Genomic DNA, 15,087 nt, shown 5'->3' on the forward strand with positions numbered 1-15,087 from the left:
CTTTCATCACCACACACAAAAAAAGCAGCACGCTCAATTTGGCGTGCTGCTCTTGTTTTCATCCATCGGCTGCATAGCTTCCGCAGTGGGCGGCTGAAGCTTCTCCTGAATAAAGGATTGAACTTGATCTACATCGGGAACCAGAACCGATCCTGCCTTGTGGGATTCACGAAACATTCCCATCGGCGGCAGCTGATAATTTCCTGGCGACTGTGTATTCAAGCTGAGTCCAAGTGCGGATAGCTTCAGCATATCCATCGAGCCGATATTCGTTTGGACATACGGCGTAACTTCTTTCAAAATGCTTGGCAATTGGATCAAGGTCGTACCGTTTTTCATCTGATTTGCTATAGCGGCCAATAATTTACGCTGCCGCTCGGTGCGCGTATAATCTGAGGTAGCATCATGACGGAAGCGAACGTATTGCAACGCTTTGTTCCCATCTAACTGCTGCAAGCCCTTTTTCAAATTAATGTCGTAGACACCCTTGTCGGTCGGATCGTGGTAGTACATATTTTTCTCCACATCCAGCTCAACACCGCCTACGGCGTCAATCAGTGCCTTAAAGCCTTCAAAATCAGTAATAACGTAGCGGTCTACAGGCAGTCCCGTAAATTGACTCACGGTCTTCATCGCCAGCTCCGGTCCTCCATCGACAATCGCCGAGTTGATCCGGGAGCTTCCATTTCCCGGAATATCCACATAGGTATCCCGCAAAATAGAGAACAGATCATAACGCTTCGTCAACGGATCTACGCTGACCAGCATCATCGAATCGGAGCGCGGGAGACCATTGTTTTTCATACCTCTGCGGTCTACACCCATCAGTAGGATATTGACTCGCTCTTTGCCATCCCACTGCGGGATCTCAGCTGCCTTAGTGGCGGCTCCACCATCTAGTGGCGGCGGCGTAATCACATTGGGCTCTTGAATATTTTGTGCAAACTGATAAAAGGAATATCCGTAGTACCCTGCTGTTGCAGCGATAACTACAAACATCAGGAGCAACACTCGTTTCCATATTCGCATAAAGAACTACTCCACCTTTAGTCTTCGTGTCCGTGTAACTCAACTCTCCACTTTGTCTAGTATAACTCGAAACCGCAGAAAGTGGAGCAGCCTTTATTTGGTTCGATTCAACTTATTATACATTTTAATTTACAATGTTTTTAATATTCGTTATACTACTTGTAAACCAATCCACCAAGGGGTGAGTCACCGTGTTTTCCCCAACCTCCCTGCTTAATCGTTACCCACGGGAAGCGCTGTTTTTCCTGGTCGCCAGCTTTATCAACTCATCTGGCAGCGCCTTCATGTGGCCCCTGACTACGCTATACGTACATACGATTTTACAACGCTCCATGACAGAGGCCGGCTTTGTATTAATGATTCAATCCTTGGCCGGAATCGTAGGACAATTCGTTGGCGGATCACTTTTTCATCGGCTTGGAGCCAAGCGCCTTATTGTAGGAGCACTAGTTGTGCAAGGACTCATTCAGATGTCTATTCCTTTTGTGCATAGCTGGCCCCTTTATTTGGCACTTATGACTGGACTTGGCTTCACATTCAACCTATCCTTTCCAGCCATTCAGGCATTTATCGGGTTTCGCTGGAAAGAACAGCGTAGGGAATTGTTTAACATTGTCTATGTTGGTAATAACTTAGGGATGGCAATCGGCACCTCCTTGGCCGGTGTCATCGCAACATTTTCCTTTCAGCTTACTTTTTTGTTCAACAGTGTGAGCACATTACTTTTTGCCTTGTTTTTCTTCCTATTTATGAAAAACATCTCTCATCAAGAACTGGTTGGAGATTCCGCCAATGAAGCTGCGCAGGATAAAAAACGCACGAATTCATTTGCACTGCTGCTTCGCTATCAGCTGTATTTGTTCATGGCGCTGGGTGCTGCCTTTATTTTCTTTTCGAATACGGTTTGGAATACAGGAGTTGCTCCTTATATTACCGAAAAAGGCATGCCGCTGTCCTCTTACAGCTGGCTTTGGACGATCAATGGAATCATCATTTTCGCCGGTCAGCCGATTACATCCTGGCTCAAGCGTATTATGCGGCAAAATCTGTCTGCCCAGCTCATTGTTAGTGCGGTTCTGTATGCAGTAGGCTTTGGATTTATGTTTATGTACCATGACAGCTACTCCGCGTTTGTCGTCGGGATGATCATTACGACTTTTGGCGAAATGCTGATCTCTCCTACTATTCCTACATTTATTACGGAAAGAACCGGGGAGTTCGCGCCGTTTTATTTAGGAGTGGTGGGGGCAATCACGACAGGAGGGAGACTGCTCGGACCGCTTGCGATCGGCTACATGTACGACCAGGGTGGGGTTGAGCCTACCTTGCTGCTGGCAACACTTGTCGCGACAGGCTCCGTCCTGCTCTGTCTGCTCCATTCCTTTTTCCAGCGCGAAAAGCCTAGTCAATCAGCCAGCTCGTCGCTTTAGACATTTTTTTGCTGAAAAAGCCGCCCGAGTCCTTTTCAGGAACGAGCGGCTTTTTTGTAGATCCATGTATCAACACGAACGATTACTTTTCTGGTTGAAGTGGAATTTCCCAGTCCACCTTGTGCTCTTTGATCATCTGGTCAAACGAAAGCGTAACCTCTTTCAAGTCTTCCTTTTCGCTAAAGATACCGAGTTGGCCACTGAACTCTACCCTACCATCTTTCTGTACTCCTTTTTTGGACATGTACCCTATCACTCTCGCGGCTTCTTCCCCATGCTCATCTGTTGCTTTCCAAGTTCTCATAGCAACAGCAGCAATGTCTTTGGCAAGCGTTCCTTCTATCTTTATTGTGTAAATGATATGCCCGCTATCACTTTGCTTATTAACCAATTGGAACCTAAATTGATTTCCATCACCCTCCGCTTTTATCGGCTTTTTCTCCAGTTCAGCAAAGTTCAGTTTTGTACGGAAAGAGGACTTCTCCTCCGTAAAGACAGCATCCAGCTTCATTGTTGCTTTCTGCGTACTGTCAATTGGGGTCAACATGTGAATCCATTTCTTCGTTACATACCAGTCTACAGCTTCGGCATTCCAGATCATATTTGTATCAGGGTAGTCGTCACCTTCATAAAATCGCTCTCTTATTTCTTCCCAGCTGCCAAGATTTGTACCCTTTTCATCGATTAACTGATAATGAAGAAAGCTTTTTCCTTTCCCTGCTTTGTTCTCAGAAAACACGAATTGTGTACCGCTTGGCGCATACCGCACCTCCTGTAGAGCAACGAGCGTTTCTTGCGGACCAGAAAACTGCTTGTTGATCGCTACTGTTTTCGAAGCAGCCTTGGCTGGTCGCATATCAATCGGAATATCCAGATTCCAGGTTCCTTTTGTTTCACCCATGTGCTTCACTCGTAGCTCTACAATGAGTTCGTCTGGTAGCGGATTCTTTTCATCAAAAAAATTGGTTAGGTCTCGTTGAATCAAAAAATTTTTACCGTTTGGCAGTACCATCCAAGCGGATGACTCGCTCTGTTTGTAGAATGGAGTCAATACTTTCCCGTTTTTGTCTTTTAGTCGAAACTCACGGAATTCGTCTACATTAAAAGTGTTAATCATCATATGTGAGTCTTCCACTAGTGCATCTTGCTTCGTCACAGATCCCAAAATCGCCAAGCGTAATGGATCAGCCAAAACTGCCTTTACTTCCACAGTTAACCCCTGATCTGTCGCTTTCAAATCGAGTGGTTTTACAAACCCTTTGGCAGCGGCTGCAAGTATTCCCCGATCCGTCTCCTTCTCATCGAATAAGCTGACGACTTGATTACTAACATTTGCATAAGGTCCCTTGATCTGGCTTACAGGGCTCGAGATGCCTACGGCTTGATACAATCCACTTACATAAGAAGCAAATGTAGGGGAAACAGCCGTTCCGAGTGTTACGATTACTGCCAATCCAGCAACTGCTATTGTCGTTTTCTTCACTATATCCACACTCCGTTTTTTCCAGTTTTTTTGAACGGATGATTGAGGGTCAATCGTTCTGAGCACCTTCAACGGATAAGCGGGGAGTTTTTCCATGACATTTTGGACGATTGTCTCTGTCTGCCATTGTTCTTCTACGTCATCAGTCATGTCCAGTCCATCCATGTATTGTTCAAACCTGTTTAAGCATGAGCTGCATGTCATCAAATGATGCTGTATCTCTTGCTTCTTCTCGAAAGAGAGCCGGTCTTCCAAAAAAGCGTCCAGCATGACTTTATCCAAGCATGTCATAGATAAAAGTCACCCCCTTTTCCTGTTCTCGTTATGGAATCTCTTAGCTTCGATTTTCCTCTAGAGATGCGTGTTCGAACGGTACTAAGCGGAACACCTAGCTTTTCACTAATTTCTTCATAGCTCATAAATTGGAGGTATCGCAGTTCCAGGACGATGCGATATTTTGGCTCGAGGGTCATCATCCGGTTTTGCAAATAGGCTCTTTGCTCTTTCGCCAGATACTCTAGTTCAGGTGTCTGAATCGTAGACAGCTCCACTTCTTCGCTTGTTACTGGGAGAGATCTTTTTCGCTTGCGCAATTCATCGAAGCAATAATTGGTCGCGATCCTGTACAACCAGGCGCCAAATGCGAAACTATGGTTGTATTCGCCCAAGTGATAATATACCTTGATGAAAATTTCTTGAGCCATATCCTGCTCATGAAGGGATTGCCCAACCATTTTGCGGATAAGCAAACGAACTCTCTTGTTATATTTTTGTATGATTTGAGAAAAGGCTTCCTTGTTCCCCTGAAGGACCTCCTCAACAATCATCCTATCGTCCTGCATCTGTTTAATCCTCCTATAAGCAAACCTCTTGTCCAGGTCAGTTTCTGAATAAGCGACCGCGTTTTAGAGGTAGGCTGTTCTTGTTGAACCAGGATGAGAGTACGAGAAGGGTATACTTTCTGATTCATTCAAAAAGGGTCGCTGCGCAGCTATCCGCCTTTTTGCTCCTACATCTATAGAGGACGGAAAATGATGGGAAAAGATCGCAACTTTTTTCGTTGGTAAGGGAAATCTGGGAAATAATAGCTGTTTATAAATGAAAAAAGCTGCCGAGAAATTCTCTGACAGCTTATCTATCCACGATTCATTAGTTTACTGGCGGGCATGTGAGCGACTTTCCGTTATCTTCTGAACCCAGCCCAATTATGTAAGGAACTGCAACATGGCTCCACGCATCCGGATTCAGTGCAGATGCCACTTCATCCGGCGAGCATGAACGAAGCATGGAAGTATCGATGCTTCCTCCGGGATCTAGTACCACCGCTGCCATTCCTGCAGGTAATTCTGCGGCAAGCGACTGGGTCAAGCCTTCGATGGCAAACTTGGAAGCACAGTAAGGGGCTAGCATCGCTTCACCATATCTGCCCCAATAAGAGCTGATATTGACGATAACTCCCCCCAGCCCACGCTGAATCATCTCAGGTAAAAAAGCCCGAGTAACATGGAAAACACCGTTCACATTCACATTCATGACTGTGGAAAACTCACTCGCCGTGAGGTTCATGACAGGACTGTTGCGATTCACAATAGAAGCGTTGTTAATCAGCAAATCAGGAACACCAGCTTCAGCAAAGACATGCTCTGCCCATTTTTTTACCTGTTCCCAATCCGCTACATCGACTACCGCAAAATCATGCTTATCTCCGAATTGGCTGCGAAGTCTCATCACTTCTTCCTCAGAGCGTCCGCAGCCTGCTACTGTCCAGCCGGTTTCATGGAAGCGATCTACCATCGCCCTGCCCAATCCCTTGGTTACGCCTGTAATAACCACAAGCCTACTCATGTGTATCCCCTCACCTTTTTCTATATATTAAATATTTTAGTATAATAATAGACAGAAAAAAAGCCCTCTTTTCCACATTAATGGAAAAAGGACTTATCCACTCACTTGTCTTGCTGCTTCAGAAAAGGCAGCTCCGGGAGCTGATACCATTCTCCTGACATCCACTCACGAGCTTTCCAGCGAAGGACATCCGGGCGAACCAATGGCATGATTTCGCGGAACAGCTCCACCCGTTCAATATCTGTCATCGGCACGAATGCATTTGCAGCAGCAAGATCGGCTTCTAGCTCCTCCATTTTGCTGACACCCAAAATAGATGTCGCAACTGGGAGGCTCCATGTATACCGAAGCGCTTGCTCTGTCCACGGAGCCAGCTTTCCAAGCCCCATCACCTTCATTCCGATAACAGCAACACCATTCTCTACGGCTTGCGGTACAAAATCGTGAGCGAAGCTGTAAATAAAGTGATCGAGGGCAGAAAGAGCTACCAACGCACTGTCGAACGGATAACGGCGAATGGCTTCTGCCAAAAGACGCGGGTCCGTATGACCGCTGATGCTGATTTTTTTGATCAGCCCTTGCTCCTTTGCTTCCAGCATGGCTTCAAGCGCCCCGCCCTTGGCAAAAATCGCTTCCAAATCGTGTGGCTGCATAATGTTGTGCATGCGCCATTCATTGACATAGTCAGTCTGGAGTCGTTTAAGGCTGCCCTCCAAATCCTTGAGTGCCAGATCACGCGTCCTGCCACCAGTTTTCGTTGCAATCCATACCTTGTCACGCAAGCCCTTTAGTCCAAGACCAACACGTGTTTCCGACTGGCCATCACTATAGCTGGGAGCTGTATCAAAATAGTTGACGCCTGCTTCCACGGCATGGCGAATAATGGCGACCGCCTCGTCCTCTGTGCAGTCATGCTCATCAACAATTCGCTGGGCCCCGAACCCAAGTATTGAGACCTGATGGGGGTCACGTCCAAATGAACGAGTTTTCATCCTGGTTCTACCTCCTATCTGACAAACAAGACGCCCGTTTCCGAGCGTCTTGGTGTACGTTCTATTCGATTACTCGCTGTACTTCTCGTAAGCACTGGTCAACAGGTTGGCGATCGTTTGCAGATCGTTGTTCTCAATCTGGTGACGCTCGATCATCGTCATGATCTTGCCATCCTTCATGATCGCAAAGGACGGGGAAGATGGTGCATAGCCTTCGAAATACTCACGAGCTTTTGCAGTAGCTTCTTTGTCTTGTCCAGCAAATACAGTGAAGATATGGTCTGGCTTTGTGGAGTGATTCAGGGAATGAACAACCGCTGGACGAGCAAGACCTGCTGCACAGCCACAAACGGAGTTCACTACAACCAGAGACAAGCCTTTTTGGTTAGGCAGTGTTTGCTCTACCTCTTCTGCAGTGCGAAGCTCTTGGAATCCGTTGCGAGTCAACTCATCACGCATCGGTTGGATCACTTGGCTCATATATGCTTCATATGACATCATTGGGCAACCTCTCCTTTATCTAACGTATTTCAATACGTATATTATACCCCGATTATGCCTGTTGGAGAATCAGCAAGTGCGCCTCGGCTACACTTCCATCAAAATCGTCAGGATCATCGGATTACGGCCTGTCTTCTCGTAAATAAATGGCTTAATAACCTCGTTGATTTGCGATTTCAGCTCAGACCACTCTTTGATTTTCTTTTCCAGTGCTTCTTGCAGTCGTTGACGGACGAGCATAGTCGCTTCCTGGATGAGAGACTCGGACCCGCGCACGTAGACGAAGCCACGGCTCACGATATCTGGACCAGTCAAGATTTTGAAGTTTTTCATGTCCAGGCTGACAACAACTACCATGAGGCCGTCCTCAGCCAAATGCTTGCGGTCGCGGAGCACGATGTTTCCAACATCGCCTACACCGCTGCCGTCAATCAGGACGATACCCGCTTGTACTTTACCGAGCCATGCCTTTTCGCGATTGCAGTTCAGTACGTCGCCGTTATCCATGATAAAGATGTTGCTCTCCTCAATTCCCACCTGCTGAGCCAGCTTGGAGTGCGTCTTGAGCATCCGGTATTCGCCGTGAATCGGAATGAAATACTTCGGACGGATAAAGTTAAGCATCAGCTTCAGCTCTTCACTGCTGCCGTGTCCTGATGCATGGATGTCAAATACATGACTGAGTACTACGTTTGCACCTGCGCGATACAGCTTGTCAATCGTCCGACTCACATTGATCGTATTTCCAGGGATCGGAGACGCGGAGATGATGACCGTATCTTCCGGATAGATCGAAACCGTACGGTGCGAACCGGATGCAATACGCGTCAGCGCAGCCATTGGCTCACCCTGGCTGCCTGTGCAAATAATCAGCACTTGGTTATCCGCATAGTTGTCGATGTGCTTGATGTCGATCAGCATGCCCTCAGGCATCTGGATGTAGCCTAATTCTTGTCCAATCAAAAATACCTTTTCCATGCTGCGACCGATTACCGCTACTTTGCGGTTGCACTGCTCAGCCGCATCCACTACTTGCTGCAGACGGTGCACGTTGGATGCAAAGGTAGCAAGAATGATACGACCGCGTGCTTTACGGACAACATCGAGAATGCCTTCGCCGACAGTTCGCTCTGACATGGTAAAGCCAGGACGCTCACTGTTCGTACTGTCAGAGAGCAGTGCCAATACGTCGCCGCTTGCACCAATTTTGGCAATTTTACCGTACTCCGTTGTTTGTCCTACTGGTGTCATATCAAATTTGAAGTCACCCGTATGAATGACCATACCCTCTGGCGTGTGCAGTACAACCCCAAAGGAATCTGGAATACTGTGATTCGTACGGAAGAATGTCGCCTTCAACCGGTTGAAGGGAATTTCCGTGTCTTCCGATACCGGAATCATTTTTACATCGTTTTGCATTTTGTGCTCTTCCAGCTTCGCCTTGACCAAGCCCAGGGTCAGACGACCACCGTAGATCGGCACTTTGATTTGGCGCATAATATAAGGAATCGCCCCAATATGATCCTCATGTCCGTGCGTCAATAGCAGTGCCTTGATTTTATGTTGGTTATCCACCAAATAGGATACATCCGGAATAACCAAATCAATGCCGAACATTTCATTCTCAGGGAATTTAACCCCGCAATCAATGATAATAATCTCATCTTCATACTCGACGCAGTACATATTTTTTCCGATCTCGCCGAGGCCGCCCATCGCGAAAATCTTAACGTCGCCCAATCTCTTTCCTCCTAACTTCATCGTGCATGATTTTTTTGGGGAACCCGAACCAAGCATGCCATTCTTATTGTAACACAACGCGAGGCGTTCGTTTCATCCAGTCTCACCATTCTACACATATTAAGTAATTGGTATTTATTATCGACTGGAAAATTGTACCTAACCGAAGAGGTGAAAAGCAAGCTGGCACGCTGTCAGAACCGACCAGCTGGACTTTCGTTGTTTGTGCACACACTACTTTGTAGCGATACGATATTTCCTGTGTCGGAGGTGCCCTACATGTTTGTCTTCCCCAGATTCCCGCGTATCATCTCATTTGCTTCGGTCCTGATCGTTTTTCTGATGAGCTTGTCTTTTGCTCCACCTGCCGATGCTCAGCCCCCTTATGCCAAATGGGGCAGAATCGCCATGCAGCAAACAAAGCAAAAGTATCCTCACGCTCAAATCGTTGATTATTTGCACGTCGGACGCATAAAGAAAACGCCCACCACGTCTGAGGAGACGTTTAAGCTCTTGCTCCAGAAGGGCAATCGCAGGTGGGCGCTACTCGTTCATATTGAATTTGAAACCAAAACGGAAAAAATGGTGCGTATCACTTACGAAGAAACACGCTGAGCTAGTCGGCTAGCTGTACCATTTCTTTCATCATCTGATCCATGTCCATATCGGCTGCCATCCCGTACGCGCGACGCATGTTTCCGTCACCATCGACGAGGAACATGCGAGCAGTATGGGCGATCGTGCCATCTGGCTGCTTCAAAACAGCAATTCCGAAGTCCTTGGTCACTTTTTCTACAGCCTGTGCATCCCCACGCAGGAACTGCCAGCCGCTTTGGTCGGCTTTAAATTTATCCGCGTATTGCTGCAAGACCTCAGCTGTATCGAAATCAGGATCAAACGTAATGGAGATGAATTCTACTTTGTTTCCGAACAGGTTCTTTTCTTTTAGCTGATCCTGCAGCTTAGACATGTTGTAGGTAGTCGCCGGACAAATATCGGGACAATTGGTAAACATAAATTCAACCAAGCGGACCTTCCCTTTTCCTTCTGAAAAAGTAAAGGCAGACCCGTTGCTGTTATCCAAGGAAAAGTCCTGGATCGGCTTCATAACGGGAATTTGCTCTCTCGCCATGTATTTGTAGCCCAACACGCCAACGATTGCCAGAATAATAATTCCTGCCAACACAGTAAACCAGTGCTTTTGCAGCCCGGACGCCTGTTGTTGCTGTGCGCCTTCACTCACGAATGCTTCCTCCCCTGCTTTCCCAAGCGTTTTTCTCTATATGTGCCTATTCCTTCTCACCAGGCCATGCCAGCATTCCGCCTACCATGTTAGCCACGTCATATCCTTGTGCACTCAAATATTCCGTAGCTGAGTGACTGCGTGCACCGCTGCGGCACACCATCACAATCGGAGTGTCTTTATCCAGTTCCTCTAGTCGATGCGGTAAAAAACCAAGCGGGATGAGCTTTGCCTGTTTAATGTGACCAGAATTCCACTCCTCCAGCTCGCGTACGTCGATCACTTGTACATTTTCATTTGCCTCCAGCTTCTCCAAAAGCTGCTGAGGTGTAATTTCCTTTACGCTATTTTCCATGGTCATTTATCCTCCTATATGTACATTACACGCATCATGATCAACTCTCATCATATCATACGGAATTACTCATTTCTAACGGGTCCCACAGCGGAAAGTGAACGTCCAAAGGCAATTTTGTGACGTTTCTATATCTTCCCCTCACGAATCCATGTCACGATGCGAAACGTACCGTAGAGGGATGCCAGCAGCAGACAGACGAGCATAAACATCCATTTGCCAAACTCGTTGATTTCTTTGAGTCCGCTTCCGTTTTCGATGACAAACATACCGTAGTAGATGACTAGTCCATAACAAAACAGGTTTACAACGATCAACGCGATTCTCTTGGCTAATTTCTGTTGGTTTGTTGTAGGTTCATCTTGCATTCTCCATTCCTCCTCCCGTGTCAGACACAAAAATATCCTCTATTCCACCCTGATAACTTTCCATTTATGGATTGACAGCCATGCATTGTTTTTCATACAATTGTGACAACAATAACTAACACACATTTTCATCAAGAGTGGTGGAGGGACAGGCCCTATGAAACCCGGCAACCAGCATAGACTCATGCGTGGTGCCAATTCCTGCAGAATCCATAGATTCTGAGAGATGAACGCAAGCCCGCGCATGACCGGAGCCGTCTTCTCCTCAGGAGAGTGGCTCCGTTTTTTATTGCACTTATTCTACCATAGAAAAAGGAGAGATGATGATGTCGGATCAACAACAATGGAAGCCAGAAACACTTGCAGTCCATGGGGGACAAGAGGTTGACCCTGTAACGGGCTCACGCGCTGTCCCTATTTACCAAACGACCTCCTATGTTTTCCGCGATACAGAGCATGCAGCCAATTTGTTCGCTTTGAAGGAATTGGGCAATATCTATACACGGATCATGAATCCGACACAGGACGTTTTTGAAAAACGTGTCGCTCTTCTGGAAGGCGGCGTAGGTGCTTTGGCGACATCGTCTGGTCAGGCAGCCATTACGTTTGCCATTCTCAATATCGCACATGCAGGAGATGAGATCGTAGCGTCCAGCAGCCTGTACGGCGGTACCTACAATCTGTTTGCTCATACCCTTCCACGCCTCGGAATCAAGGTTCACTTTGTAGACCAGTCCAATCCTGAGAACTTCCGTGCAGCGATCAACGAAAACACCAAAGCACTCTTTTGCGAAACCATTGGCAACCCACGCATCAACGTAGCCGATCTGCAAGCGATTGCCGATATCGCTCACGAAAACGGCGTTCCGCTGATTGTTGACAATACCTTTGCCAGCCCAATCCTGTGCCGCCCATTTGAGCATGGTGCTGATATTATCGTCCACTCCACCACCAAATTCATTGGCGGTCATGGTACAGCAATCGGCGGTATCATTGTTGACTCCGGTAAATTTGACTGGAACAACGGTAAATTCCCTGGCTTGACGACTCCAGACCCTAGCTATCATGGCGTCGTTTATACAGAGGCTGTGGGCCCGCTGGCTTATATCATCAAAGCTCGCGTACAGCTCCAGCGTGACATCGGTGCTGCTGTAGCTCCTATCAACTCCTTCTTGTTCCTACAGGGACTCGAAACGCTGCATCTGCGCATGGAGCGCCATAGCCAAAACGCTCTCGCAGTGGCGAAGTTCCTCCAGAGCCATCCATCGGTTGAATGGGTTAGCTATCCTGGTCTTGAGGGCGATGCCAATCATGCCCTTGCGCAAAAGTATTTGCCAAAGGGAGCTGGTGCAATCCTTACCTTTGGTATTCGCGGCGGCGTAAAAGAAGGCAAAACGCTGATCGAATCTGTGAAGCTGTTCTCCCATCTGGCAAACGTGGGCGATTCCAAGTCGCTTGTCATCCACCCAGCCAGCACCACGCATCAGCAAATGAATGAAGAAGAACAGGCTGCGGCAGGTGTAACACCTGGGCTGGTCCGCCTCTCAATCGGTACAGAAGCGATTGAGGATATTATTGGCGATCTGGAGCAGGCATTGAAAAAAGCAACGGAGCTTTCCACTGTCAGCTAATTGGACACCACCCCAAAAGCACGTAACTCGTTAAGAGAGTTACGTGCTTTTTCATGTGCGCTTCGATTGAATTCGAAAAATCTTGAATATCACATTCGAATATTTTATAATAACCCTATCATTCCATTTGGAAAGGGTATCCAGATATGAATCTATTAAATATTGGCACGGATCGCACAACCTATCATGTCGAGCTGTCGTTTTCCCCCCTTTTTGAAGCTGCGCTCGGTATTGCGGCTGTCACTTATGATGACATTCGACCAACACTGGAGCAGCCCGCAGAGTATTGGCAACAACTTATGGACGAGCTTGATCCCGTCACCCTGCGCGAATTGGACTATGCCAAACAAAACAACACGTGGAAAACCTTGTTGCAGTTCTTGCATCAGCACTCCTTTTCTGACCTGTCCGCCTTTCTCTCCTACGTCAAAGAGTTGCCATCGGAAGAGCTTCTTTATCAGGCTCTTCCCTATTTGGGCGAGGAGCTGCAAGCCCTGCGTCAGAAAGCTGCACGTGGAAGTGACGCGGCCAATTACGCACTCCAGAATGCCTGTCGCTCTCATCTCTTTTTCCCTGCCTATATCGCTCACATTGGCTCCACCGAGCCGGAGAAGCTGCGCAGCCACTTGCTGCTTCTGATGGAGGGCTGGTACAACACACATGTGAAGCCGCGGGAAGCTGAAATCAGCAGCATTCTGGAGCGTGACTGCGCACATAAAAAAGCGATGCAGGAAAGGCTTTCTGCTGAAGCTTTTGTCGAATGGGCGACACATGGCAGCTATCCGCCGGAACCCGCTATTACCCGTGTTCTGCTCATCCCGCACATCATATACCGCCCTTGGACCATTCACGCCAATGACGCGGGGACCAAGATTTTTTACTATCCGGTAGCTGACGAGAGCATGCATGACACTCTGGACCCGTATCGTCCATCCCAGACTCTGGTGCAAACGTTGAAGGTGCTGGGAGATGAGTACCGCCTGCGCCTGGTCAAAATGCTTTCGGAAAAAGAGATGAGTCTGCAAGAAATGACTGAGCGATTAGGCGTTGCCAAATCAACTGTCCATCACCATCTGTCTCTTTTGCGCTCTGCACACCTCGTCGAGGGAAAAGGGAACAAATACAGATTCAAGCGCAAAGCATTGGATAAAATGCCCGTCCTGCTGCAGCAATTTTTGGGGGATATGCCCGATGATAACTGCTGAACAGCCCGTTTCCGTGTTGCGATTGCGATCGTATCGCCTGATTTTGCTCGGTCAATTGATTTCAGAGCTAGGGGCTTCACTCGGTACGCTGGCTTCAAGCTGGTTGATCTACCAGGCTACCGGCTCCGAGGCCGCTGTTGGCGGGATGTGGCTCCTTTACTTCTTGCCCTCGCTTGCCCTGCAGCTGATTATTGGTCCTTATCTCGATCGCTTCGACAAAAAGCGTGTCATGGTCTTTTCACAATGGATGAGAAGCTGCGTGTTTTTCCTCACATTCGGTGTTATCCTCATCCAGCCTGAAGCCCTCTGGCCGCTGTATCTCATTTCTTTGATCAACGGTCTAATCCAGCCGCTCTATGTTCCTGCCAGCCAGGCACTCTTGCCTTCTATTGTCAAAGGTGAGAGTCTGGTGCAGGCAAATGCCTATTTGGACAGCGCCCTGCGAATCGCGATGATCGCGGGACCGCCTCTCGGTGGACTGCTTGTAGCATGGATCGGAGGCACAGCTGTAATCGGCTTGGTATCGCTTGGCTATGCTCTGAGTGGGGGACTGTTGCTACTTTGTCAAAGCCAAGCAGTGGAAGCTCGCCAATCGCAGTCCTGGGTAGCTATGTTTCGGGAAGGACTTGCTGTTTTTTACGAAAAGCCGCTTCTCTTTTGGCTGAGTATTTACGCAGCACTCGTTCAATTCGCTGTGGGCATTACTTTGGTTCTCAACCTCCCGTACATTACAGCTGAGCTCCTTGGTTCCTCCTTTCACGTTGGACTTTTTCTCGCTGGATATCCACTTGGCTATTTGCTTGGCTCCCTCGTCGTCCCACGGCTGAGCGGGCGATTCGAGCAGCACATTCTCATGCTAGGCTCGCTGGTGATTGGTGGCGCGACGTTTATAGCGCTGGGCTTCACACACAATCTGTGGCTGGCCATTGTGATCGAAGTAGTAGCTGGTATCTTCGCGCCCTTTTTTCAAGTACACAGCACAAGTCTGTATCAGCGCTCTGTCCCTTCCCACCTGATGGGGCGCGTCTTTTCGGTCAGGCTTTTAATCCTCCGCGCGACCATGCCTCTCGGAGTTTGGATAGGTGGTCAGCTCGGCGACACAGTAGGGATTCGCCCGCTCTTTATGGGAATGGGCCTGCTCATCGTAGGCGCCTCCTTATTCGGGCTCGGATTTCAAAAATTTGCAAAAAAATCTTTATTGCGGAAAGTCGATGAAGGAACGGGCACTTTTTAATAGAAGATTTTTAGACGGTACAGAAAAGTTT

15 protein-coding genes and 1 riboswitch are annotated in these 15,087 nt (G+C 47.9%); of the genes, 5 read left to right on the forward strand and 10 right to left on the reverse strand.

The features are described from left to right. Positions 1–33: 33 nt before the first annotated feature. Positions 34–1,029, reverse strand: coding sequence for an LCP family protein (locus C3B52_RS19505; protein ID WP_103108075.1), 996 nt, complete (start codon positions 1,027–1,029; stop codon positions 34–36). 191 nt (positions 1,030–1,220) lie between these two features. Here C3B52_RS19505 and C3B52_RS19510 point away from each other — a divergent pair, with 191 nt between their 5' ends. Beyond that, on the forward strand, positions 1,221–2,459 hold the full coding sequence (locus tag C3B52_RS19510; RefSeq protein ID WP_103108076.1) for an MFS transporter: 1,239 nt from the start codon (positions 1,221–1,223) through the stop codon (positions 2,457–2,459). 82 nt (positions 2,460–2,541) lie between these two features. Here C3B52_RS19510 and C3B52_RS19515 read toward each other — a convergent pair whose 3' ends face one another. From C3B52_RS19515 to rnjA, 6 genes are all read right to left on the reverse strand, one after another. After that, positions 2,542–4,233 carry a DUF4179 domain-containing protein gene (locus tag C3B52_RS19515; protein WP_103108077.1) on the reverse strand — a complete coding sequence of 564 codons (1,692 nt, stop codon included), beginning with the start codon at positions 4,231–4,233 and terminating at the stop codon, positions 2,542–2,544. Continuing rightward, positions 4,230–4,784 carry an RNA polymerase sigma factor gene (locus tag C3B52_RS19520; RefSeq protein WP_103108078.1) on the reverse strand — a complete coding sequence of 185 codons (555 nt, stop codon included), beginning with the start codon at positions 4,782–4,784 and terminating at the stop codon, positions 4,230–4,232. Before C3B52_RS19520 ends, C3B52_RS19515 begins: the two co-directional genes overlap by 4 nt. Before the next feature lie 307 nt (positions 4,785–5,091). Then, positions 5,092–5,787: an SDR family oxidoreductase gene (locus C3B52_RS19525; RefSeq protein ID WP_103108079.1), complete on the reverse strand. Its 696-nt coding sequence runs from the start codon at positions 5,785–5,787 to the stop codon at positions 5,092–5,094. A gap of 101 nt (positions 5,788–5,888) precedes the next feature. Beyond that, positions 5,889–6,779 carry an aldo/keto reductase gene (locus tag C3B52_RS19530; protein ID WP_103108080.1) on the reverse strand — a complete coding sequence of 297 codons (891 nt, stop codon included), beginning with the start codon at positions 6,777–6,779 and terminating at the stop codon, positions 5,889–5,891. 69 nt (positions 6,780–6,848) lie between these two features. Next, positions 6,849–7,280 (reverse strand): BrxA/BrxB family bacilliredoxin, encoded by a 432-nt coding sequence (locus C3B52_RS19535; RefSeq protein ID WP_103108081.1) that lies wholly within the window; start codon positions 7,278–7,280, stop codon positions 6,849–6,851. Between the two features lie 87 nt (positions 7,281–7,367). Continuing rightward, on the reverse strand, positions 7,368–9,041 hold the full coding sequence (gene rnjA / locus C3B52_RS19540) for a ribonuclease J1 (RefSeq protein WP_164684838.1): 1,674 nt from the start codon (positions 9,039–9,041) through the stop codon (positions 7,368–7,370). Positions 9,042–9,299: 258 nt separating this feature from the next. On the opposite strand from rnjA, the gene C3B52_RS19545 reads away from it, so the two are divergent. After that, on the forward strand, positions 9,300–9,635 hold the full coding sequence (locus tag C3B52_RS19545; protein WP_103108083.1) for a YqzG/YhdC family protein: 336 nt from the start codon (positions 9,300–9,302) through the stop codon (positions 9,633–9,635). A 1-nt stretch (position 9,636) separates the two neighbouring features. Here the strand turns inward: C3B52_RS19545 and C3B52_RS19550 are convergent, their stop codons facing one another. From C3B52_RS19550 to C3B52_RS19560, 3 genes are all read right to left on the reverse strand, one after another. After that, positions 9,637–10,263 (reverse strand): SCO family protein, encoded by a 627-nt coding sequence (locus tag C3B52_RS19550; RefSeq protein WP_103108084.1) that lies wholly within the window; start codon positions 10,261–10,263, stop codon positions 9,637–9,639. Between the two features lie 46 nt (positions 10,264–10,309). Next, entirely contained in the window at positions 10,310–10,618 is a 309-nt protein-coding gene (locus C3B52_RS19555; RefSeq protein ID WP_103108085.1) for a rhodanese-like domain-containing protein, read from the reverse strand. 128 nt (positions 10,619–10,746) lie between these two features. After that, positions 10,747–10,986 carry a hypothetical protein gene (locus C3B52_RS19560; RefSeq protein ID WP_103108086.1) on the reverse strand — a complete coding sequence of 80 codons (240 nt, stop codon included), beginning with the start codon at positions 10,984–10,986 and terminating at the stop codon, positions 10,747–10,749. Between the two features lie 125 nt (positions 10,987–11,111). Continuing rightward, a riboswitch (SAM riboswitch) is annotated at positions 11,112–11,219 on the forward strand. A 93-nt stretch (positions 11,220–11,312) separates the two neighbouring features. Between C3B52_RS19560 and C3B52_RS19565 the strand changes: the two genes are divergently transcribed. The 3 genes from C3B52_RS19565 to C3B52_RS19575 all read left to right on the forward strand — a co-directional run bounded on the left by C3B52_RS19565 (position 11,313) and on the right by C3B52_RS19575 (position 15,056). Next, positions 11,313–12,617: a homocysteine synthase gene (locus C3B52_RS19565; protein ID WP_103108087.1), complete on the forward strand. Its 1,305-nt coding sequence runs from the start codon at positions 11,313–11,315 to the stop codon at positions 12,615–12,617. 146 nt (positions 12,618–12,763) lie between these two features. Next, complete coding sequence (locus C3B52_RS19570) at positions 12,764–13,822, forward strand: ArsR/SmtB family transcription factor (protein ID WP_103108088.1); 1,059 nt, start codon at positions 12,764–12,766, stop codon at positions 13,820–13,822. Next, positions 13,809–15,056 carry an MFS transporter gene (locus tag C3B52_RS19575; protein ID WP_103108089.1) on the forward strand — a complete coding sequence of 416 codons (1,248 nt, stop codon included), beginning with the start codon at positions 13,809–13,811 and terminating at the stop codon, positions 15,054–15,056. Before C3B52_RS19570 ends, C3B52_RS19575 begins: the two co-directional genes overlap by 14 nt. Positions 15,057–15,087 lie beyond the last annotated feature (31 nt).

The organism is Brevibacillus reuszeri, assembly GCF_002897295.1.
In the GTDB taxonomy this organism is placed as follows: domain Bacteria; phylum Bacillota; class Bacilli; order Brevibacillales; family Brevibacillaceae; genus Brevibacillus; species Brevibacillus reuszeri_A.

Coding starts and splice junctions, on each gene's coding strand:
- C3B52_RS19505 (WP_103108075.1), bottom strand. CDS start 1,029: ATGCGAATATGGAAACGAGTGTTGCTCCTGATGTTTGTAGTTATCGCT.
- C3B52_RS19515 (WP_103108077.1), bottom strand. CDS start 4,233: ATGACATGCTTGGATAAAGTCATGCTGGACGCTTTTTTGGAAGACCGG.
- C3B52_RS19520 (WP_103108078.1), bottom strand. CDS start 4,784: ATGCAGGACGATAGGATGATTGTTGAGGAGGTCCTTCAGGGGAACAAG.
- C3B52_RS19525 (WP_103108079.1), bottom strand. CDS start 5,787: ATGAGTAGGCTTGTGGTTATTACAGGCGTAACCAAGGGATTGGGCAGG.
- C3B52_RS19530 (WP_103108080.1), bottom strand. CDS start 6,779: ATGAAAACTCGTTCATTTGGACGTGACCCCCATCAGGTCTCAATACTT.
- C3B52_RS19535 (WP_103108081.1), bottom strand. CDS start 7,280: ATGATGTCATATGAAGCATATATGAGCCAAGTGATCCAACCGATGCGT.
- rnjA (WP_164684838.1), bottom strand. CDS start 9,041: ATGAAGTTAGGAGGAAAGAGATTGGGCGACGTTAAGATTTTCGCGATG.
- C3B52_RS19545 (WP_103108083.1), top strand. CDS start 9,300: ATGTTTGTCTTCCCCAGATTCCCGCGTATCATCTCATTTGCTTCGGTC.
- C3B52_RS19555 (WP_103108085.1), bottom strand. CDS start 10,618: ATGGAAAATAGCGTAAAGGAAATTACACCTCAGCAGCTTTTGGAGAAG.
- C3B52_RS19560 (WP_103108086.1), bottom strand. CDS start 10,986: ATGCAAGATGAACCTACAACAAACCAACAGAAATTAGCCAAGAGAATC.
- C3B52_RS19565 (WP_103108087.1), top strand. CDS start 11,313: ATGTCGGATCAACAACAATGGAAGCCAGAAACACTTGCAGTCCATGGG.
- C3B52_RS19570 (WP_103108088.1), top strand. CDS start 12,764: ATGAATCTATTAAATATTGGCACGGATCGCACAACCTATCATGTCGAG.
- C3B52_RS19575 (WP_103108089.1), top strand. CDS start 13,809: ATGATAACTGCTGAACAGCCCGTTTCCGTGTTGCGATTGCGATCGTAT.